The following is a 7629-nucleotide window of genomic DNA, read 5'->3' as shown; positions in this document are numbered from 1 at the left end:
TTTTCATTGGTTGTGCTTCAGCACGGTCGAAATGGACCCGTCGCCGGCGATTCGTCTGACCAGGCCGTCGTACTGCGCGACGTAGACCGCGCCGGTAGCGTCCACGGCGACACCGGTCGGGCCGTAGACGCGGGCTTCGCGGGCGTCACCTCCGTCGCCGAGCACTGTCGCCGCATGTGCCCCGGCGACGGTGCTGATGCGGCCGGTGGCTGCGCTCACCAGGCGGATGGCGTTGGTCCCGTACTCGGCGATGTAGAGGTCACCGTTGGGCGCCAGCGTGATCCCGTCAGGCTCGTCGAGCGCGACATCAGTCGCCGGGGAACCGTCTCCGATGCTGCCGATCGCCGGCGGCGAAGGTGTGGCTGACGGCGTGGACGGCGTGGACGGCGTGGACGGCGTGGACGGCGTGGAGACTCCCGTCGGTGGTGCCTTACCCGCGACGCGGGTGATGATCCCTTCCGGGTCGATCTTTCTGACTGTCCTGGTGCCGGTGTCGAGGATGTAGATGCTGCCGTCCCCGGCGACGGCGATGTCCGTCGGTCGGGTCAGCAGAGCCTGGGTGGCCGGGCCGCCGTCGCCGGAGCTTCCGCCTCTGCCGGTCGGGCCGCCGGTCCCGGCGATTGTGTCAATCTTGCCGTCGGCGCTGACCCGACGCACGCGGGTGCCCTCGGTAATGAGGATGTTGCCGTCCCTGTCGACCGCAACACCCTGCGGGTAGGACAGTTCCGCGCTGGTCGCGTTACCCCGGTTGTTTCCCGTGAATCCCTGTTTTTTCGGACCAGCGCCCGCGACCACGGTGATGGCGCCACTGCGTTCGATTGCGAAAACCTGGCCGTCAGAGGCACCGGAGACGACGTAGACCGATCCGTCCGGGCCGACCGCCACGGCGACCGGCTGATCGATCACCTCTTTTTGAGCCGCTGTCGGGCTGACCGGCTCCGTGCCGTTGGGCGGCCTGCTTGTCGACGGCGCGGTGCTTGTCGGCGTCGTCGTCGTCGTGGACTGTGGCGGTGACCCCGCCAGCCAGGTGGCGTGCCCGGCCGGGTTGATGGTGATGACCCGGCCGAGGATCGCGTTCGCGATGATGATGTTCCCGTTCCGGTCGATCGCGAGACCCGCTGCCAGCGGCAGTTCGTAGACCAGGGTGTCGCCCGCGTATGCGCCTGTGCCCGGCCTGGGGCCGGAATCGGCGAAGGTGAGCGCGAGCGCGAGCGCGGCACCGGTGGCGACCAGCGCCGCGGCGAGTGCGGCAGCCATGATCCGGTTGCGCCGTACACCGAGCAGGCCGCGTGGGCCGGGCTGTCGCCGCGTCGGATTCGGCCCTGCGTCGAGCCTCGCCGCCAGCACTGCATTCGGCCCTGCATTCGGCACCGGCACCGGCACCGGGCTGACGGTGTACGGGGCGGAGTTGGTGGTGTTCGCGGACACGCCGTCGCGGGCCGCAGCGGTGATGACGTCGGGCAGCGTTGTCGGCACCTCGCCGGCGGTGAGCCACCCCGGGCCGAAGGCCCCCGCCGCGGCCACGGCAAGGTCGACGGCGAACTCCTGGGCGGATGCCTGCCGCGCCAGGGGGTTCTTCGCCAGGGCACGCCCGATCACGGCGGCGATCGCCGCCGGTGCCTCGACGAGCGGCGCCGGCGCTACGTTGAGGTGGTGGTGCAGGATCGCCGCGACCGTCAGGTTCTTCTCGAACGGCGGCCGCCCCGCGAGTAGCTCGTAGACGACCAGACCGAGCGCGTACAGGTCCGTTGCGGGGCTGAGGCGGTCGCCTGCGATCTGCTCGGGTGCCATGTAACGGGGCGTACCGACAAGCCCGGTGGTCGTTGTCGCCGTGGCTTCGAGGATCTTGGCGATGCCGAAGTCGGCCACCTTGAGCAGGCCGGTGTCGGTGAACAACAGGTTGTCCGGCTTGACGTCCCGGTGCAGCACGCCTTTCGCGTGCGCCGCGGCAAGCGCGGTGGCGGCGGCCAGCCCGATGGCGCAGGCCCCTGGTTGGCTGAGCCCGGATGCGAACCGTTGGCGCAGGCTGCCGCCGGTCAGCTTCTCCATCACCAGCAGGCACAGGCCGTCGCGTTCCACGTAGTCGTAGACGCGGACGACGTGGGGATGGTCGAGTCCGGCCAGAACCCGCGCCTCCGCCACGAAGCGTTCCCGGATGTCCTCGGCCCCGCTTGTGTGGTCATGCAGGACTTTGATCGCGACATCCCGGCGGATCAGCCGGTGGCGGCCGGCGAGCACGGCGCCGAAGCCCCCGCGGCCGAGTTCGTCACCGACGTCGTAGTCCGGCAACGCGGCCGCCACTCGCTCCCGATCGACTGGCATGTCGTACTTCCGCCTGTTCTGCTTGACCCTCTGGGACTATCCGGTCCTGGCGATGGTCGTGATGACACCTGTGGAGTCGACCCTGCGGACCCGGTCGTTCTTGTCGTCGGCGATGTAGAGGTTGCCCGCGCCGTCGACAGCGGTGCCGGTCGGGCTTGACAGCTGCGCCCGGGTGGCCGGGCCGCCGTCGCCTGCGTAGCCTTCGGTCCCATTGCCGGCCACGGTCGCGATCCGTCCGTCGGCACCTACTCGCCGGATGCGCTGGTTGCCGTAATCGGCTATGTAGAGGACGCCGTCGGGGCTGACCGCGACGCTCGGGATGCGCAGTTCCGCGGCGGTCGCCAGGCCGCCGTCCCCGCCGTAGCCGTAGGACCCGTTGCCGGCCACGGTGCTGACCATTCCGTTCGGGTCGATCTTGCGGACGCGCTCGTTGCCGAGATCCGCCACGTACAGCGTGCCGTCGGCGGCGATCGCCAGTCCGTTCGGGTTGTTGAACTCGGCCGCAGTGGCTGGGCCGCCATCCCCGGCGAAGCCCTTGGTTCCGTTACCGGCCACTGTTGTGATCACACCGTCCGGGCTGATCCGTCGGATGCGCTGGTTGGCGTAGTCGGCGACGTACAGGGTGCCGTCGGCGGCCAGCGCGAGCCCGTTCGGTTCGTTCAGCTGGGCCGACGTGGCCAGGCCGCCGTCCCCGGTGAAGCCGGCCGTCCCGGTACCCGCGATCGTCCTGATGATCCCATTTGTATCAATCTTCTGGATGTGGTTGTTACCGGAGTCGCTGAGGTAGATGTTCCCCGCCGCGTCCAGGAGCGTCGCGGCCGGGCTGTGTAACTGTGCCTGGTTCGCGGGTCCGCCGTCCGGGGTGGAGCCACTGGTCCCGGTGCCGGCGACGGTGACCACGGTCCCGTTTTTACTGATCTTGTGGACCTGGTGGCTCGTCCAGTCGGTGATGTAGAGCGCGCCCGCCTTGTCGATGGTGACGTCATAGGCGTCCAGCCCCGCCACGGTCAGCGTCGGGCCGGCATAGGCCACGCCGGGGGAGTACGTCGCGGACAGCGCGGCTGACCTGGTGCGGTGGTTTCTGGCTGTGACCAGTGCGACACCGGTGATCAACGCGAGTACCACGGCGCAGGAGACACCCACGACGAGCCAGGTCCGGCGCGACGGCCGGGCTGATTGCGTAGGGTAGTTTTTCCATTCCGGCGGATAGCCGGATGTCGGTTGCGGTCCGGACGGTCCGGACGGCCCGGACGGCCCGGGACCCCGACCGGCCGGTGGGACGAACGGGTTCGCCTGCCACCAGCCGGAGCCGGCCTGCGCCGGCTGCGGCCGAGGTTGGCGGGCCGCCGCGGGATCGGGATGGGCCGGCGGGAACTGCCCTGGGGCGAGCCGGGTCGGCGGCGTGACCGCTGCCGGCGGTACCCACGGGTCGGCATTCAGACGCTGTCCGCGTGGATCGCCGGGCGCAGCGGTCGCCGGCGGCCGGAGACCGGACCGGCCCGGCCACGGGTCCTGGCCGCCCGGTACCTGGCCGCCCGGTACCTGGCCGCCCGGTATCCGGCTGCCCGGCGGGTGTGGGTTCGACCGGGCCGGCGGCCGCTGCGCCGCGTGTCGGATCTCGTCGTCGAGGCGGACCTTGATGCCGGACTCGGCGAGCCAGTCCGGGCTGAACGTGTGCGCGGCGGCCCCGGCCAGTTCGAGCGCGAACTGGGTCGCGCTTGGGAACCGGGCGGCCGGGTCCTTGGCGAGCGTGCGCATGATCATCGCGCTGATGGCGTCGGGCACGCCGTCCAGCGGCGGTGGCGTCACGTTGAGGTGATGGTTGACCAGCGCGCCCACGGACAGGGTCCGACCGAAAAGTGGCCGACGGGCCAGTAGCTCGTAGAGCACCCCGCCGAGTGCGTAGAGATCGGTGGAGGTGTACAGGCGACCTCCGGTGATCTGCTCGGGGGCCATGTATCGAGGCGTCCCGAGAACACCGCTCGCCGTCGTCTCGGTGCCTTCGAAAATCTTGGCCACGCCGAAGTCCGTGACTTTGAGAAGCCCGTCCGAGGCGAACATCATGTTGTCGGGCTTGATGTCGCGGTGCAGGACGTTGTGGGCGTGCGCGGCATCCAGTGCGGCCGCCGCGGCGAGACCTAACGCGCAGACGGCCTCGGGCGACATCGGGCCGACCGCCAAGCGCTGACGCAGCGTGCCGCCGGGAAGCAGCTCCATGACCAACAGGCAGGTGCCCTGATGCTCGACGTAGTCGTGGATACGCACGATATGCGGATGGTCGAGTTCGGCGAGTACCCGCGCCTCGGCAAGGAAGCGACCGCGCAGGTTCGCGTCGTCGGCGGTGTCGAGCAGGATTTTGATCGCGACATTCCGGCCGATCAACCGATGGCGGCCGCCGAGCACCAGCCCATAGCCGCCACGGCCCAGTTCACCGTCAACCTGGTAGCCGGGGAGCGCGGCCTGCACCAGCGAGCGATCGATCAACAAAGGTCAGGTTCCGTTCGCCACCGTACGGATGACATTGGCCGCATTCGTGCCCGTCGGTGGCCGTGCCGACAACCGACATCTCTTTCTGTGCTTCAGAGACCGCGGCCTCCGGGTGCGCGATCTGACGATCGTCGCGCACCCTTTGGCCCTCCGGTCACAAATCAATCGTGAGTGTACGACTGTGGCCACCCGTCGCTCTCCCGGTGGTCCCGGGCGACTGTGACAAATTGGTGACAGACATCACAGTAGTTCCAGATTCATGACCTTATGGATCCATTTGTTTACTTTCTGTTATAGGATGGCATGTCCGCGATGGCGGCGATCCGGTGCCCCGCGGCACCGCCCGCCCGGTGACTCACCCGGTGACGCGCGCGGTGACCTGGCCGGTGACGTGGTGACGTGGACCTGGCGTGGGGCATGCAGGATCGTGAGCGTGTCGCCGACGCGCCCGCGGCCATCGGACTGGGAGGTCCCGAAAGATCATGTCGCCTATCGAGCCGTCCATTGATGCTGTCCAGCACGCGTCCCCCATCATGGGAACGCCGGAATGGGCAGCGCTCGACAAGCACTTTGCCGAGATCGCCGACGTCCACCTGCGCAACCTGTTCGCCGACGACCCGAACCGGGGCGAGACATTCGCCGTGGAAGCCGACGGGCTCTATCTCGACTATTCCAAGAACAGGGTCACCGACCGGACGGTGGCTTTGTTGACGGCCCTTGCCGAGCGGGTGCGACTGCGCGCGCAGATCGAGGCGATGTTCACGGGACAGCGGATCAACACGACCGAGCGCAGAGCCGTGCTCCATGTCGCGTTGCGCGCTCCCGCGGACGCCGTCGTCGAAGTGGACGGCGTGAACGTCGTTCCCCAGGTTCACGCCGTGCTCGAGCGGATGTCGGTGTTCGCGGACAAGGTCCGTTCCGGTGTCTGGACCGGAGTTACCGGCAAACACATCCGGACTGTCGTCAACATCGGGATCGGAGGTTCGGATCTCGGGCCGGCCATGGCATACGAGGCTCTGGTGGATTACTCCGACCGGTCGATACAGTTTCGTTTCGTATCGAATGTGGACGGCACCGACATCTGGGAGGCGACCGCCGACCTCGACCCGGCCGAGACGTTGTTCGTCGTGTCGTCCAAGACCTTCACGACCCTGGAGACGCTCGCGAACGCCCGCACCGCGCGGGCCTGGGTGGTCGACGCACTCGGTCCGGACGCGGTTCCGTTTCATTTCGTGGCAGTCTCGACGAACACGGAAAAAGTGACGGAGTTCGGCATAGACAGCGCGAACATGTTCGAGTTCTGGGACTGGGTGGGCGGGCGCTATTCGCTGGACTCGGCGATCGGCCTGTCCCTGATGCTGGCGATCGGGCCGGACAACTTCCGGGACATGCTCGCTGGATTCCACGCGATGGACGTCCACTTCCGGACCGCTCCGTTCGAGCGGAACCTGCCGGTGCTGCTCGGTCTGCTCGGCCTGTGGTATCGGGACTTCTTCGGTGCGCAGACCCATGCCGTGCTGCCTTACAGTCATTATCTCGGCCGCTTTCCCGCCTATCTCCAGCAGCTGGACATGGAGAGCAACGGCAAGTCGGTGGACCGGGCTGGGCGAGCTGTTCCCGTCCCCACCGGCCCGATTGTCTGGGGAACTCCCGGTACCAACGGCCAGCATGCCTACTTCCAGCTCATCCACCAGGGAACCGCGTTGGTTCCCGCCGACTTCATCGGTTTTGTCACGGCGAATCACGACGTGCGCCAAGGCGGTGCGGACCACCATGTCCTGCTGATGGCGAACTTCTTCGCCCAGACCGAGGCGTTGGCCTTCGGCCGGACCGCCGAGCAGCTCGCCGCCGACCGGGTGGACCCAGAAATCATTCCACACCGGACATTTCCGGGCAACCGTCCCACCAACACGATTCTCACCGACCGGTTGACTCCCTTCCGGCTCGGCCAGCTGGTGGCCCTGTACGAGCACAAGGTCTTCACCCAGGGTGCGATCTGGAACATCAACAGCTTCGACCAGTGGGGGGTGGAGCTCGGTAAGGTACTCGCGGAGAGGATCATCCCCGAACTGTCGGCGGACGGGCCGCTGGAGTTGGCCCACGACAGCTCCACCAACACTCTCATCCGCCGTTTCCGCGCCGCCGGCACGGGCTGAGAGTCCCGGACCTGTCTGGCCGATATATCCAAACCATCCGGTTCAGGACTGATTCCCGAAGCTGCCGTGACTCTGCGTCGGCAGAATTCGGAATCTTGGTTACCGTCGGTAGTATCGCTGCATCGGGTGTACGTATCTCGTGACTCGGGGAGAGACCACGCTGTTGGCGATTCCGGTCCGGGAGACCTGCCGGGTCGCCAGGACAACGCAAGCCAGGAGGTGTCGCCCCGGTGTCAACCGGCCGGGGGGCGGGGCCAGGGGTCGGGCGGCGCGGTACGACGAGCGTCGGCAGGAGTAGCGGGGGGGCGGAAACATGCAGGTCGAGGCTGGTCATCTGCGGATGTCGGTGACCCATTCCGGGTGCGATGTGGTCATCGTGCTTGACGGCGAGCTCGACACCCGCGGCCGGCTGCGGTTTCGCCAGGAGATCCATGAACTGCTGGGGCGTGGCGGCACCGCCGTGACCGTGGACGTCGCCGGCCTACGGGCCATCGACATCGCCGGGATGGCCGCCCTGCTCCGGGCCGAGTTGCTGCTGCGAGGCGTTCACTCGAGCCTGCGGGTTCGCGGCGCGTCCCCGGCGTTCATGGCGTTGCTGCGTTCGACCGGCCTGACCGGTCGCCTGCAGGTCGACGCGGGGCCACGCTGGTCGGGCGCGACCGCA

At 68.1% G+C, this 7629-nt stretch carries 4 protein-coding genes; 2 read left to right on the top strand and 2 right to left on the bottom strand.

Annotated elements, in window-relative coordinates; genetic code table 11:
• Window positions 1-3 precede the first annotated feature (3 nt).
• Window positions 4-2322, bottom strand: coding sequence for a serine/threonine-protein kinase (locus U9980_RS03110; RefSeq protein WP_322766596.1), 2319 nt, complete (start codon window positions 2320-2322; stop codon window positions 4-6).
• Between the two features lie 36 nt (window positions 2323-2358).
• On the bottom strand, window positions 2359-4809 hold the full coding sequence (locus U9980_RS03105; RefSeq protein ID WP_322766595.1) for a protein kinase domain-containing protein: 2451 nt from the start codon (window positions 4807-4809) through the stop codon (window positions 2359-2361).
• Window positions 4810-5291: 482 nt separating this feature from the next.
• On the opposite strand from U9980_RS03105, the gene pgi reads away from it, so the two are divergent.
• Together pgi and U9980_RS03095 are read left to right on the top strand one after the other, a co-directional pair.
• A complete protein-coding gene (pgi, locus tag U9980_RS03100) occupies window positions 5292-6965 on the top strand; it encodes a glucose-6-phosphate isomerase (protein ID WP_322766594.1) in 1674 nt (557 codons plus the stop codon).
• 313 nt (window positions 6966-7278) lie between these two features.
• A partial coding sequence (locus tag U9980_RS03095) for an STAS domain-containing protein (protein ID WP_322766593.1) occupies window positions 7279-7629 on the top strand: 351 nt, incomplete at its 3' end.

The sequence above is a fragment of the Protofrankia sp. Cr1 genome (assembly GCF_963555865.1).
Lineage (GTDB): Bacteria > Actinomycetota > Actinomycetes > Frankiales > Frankiaceae > Protofrankia.
The sequence above is the reverse complement of the archived record's forward strand: the minus strand, read 5'-3'. Positions and strand labels throughout refer to the sequence as shown.

Bases quoted from the DNA above. Each gene is read 5' to 3' on its own strand.
- pgi (WP_322766594.1), top strand. From the start codon at position 5,292: ATGTCGCCTATCGAGCCGTCCATTGATGCTGTCCAGCACGCGTCCCCC.
- U9980_RS03110 (WP_322766596.1), bottom strand. From the start codon at position 2,322: ATGCCAGTCGATCGGGAGCGAGTGGCGGCCGCGTTGCCGGACTACGAC.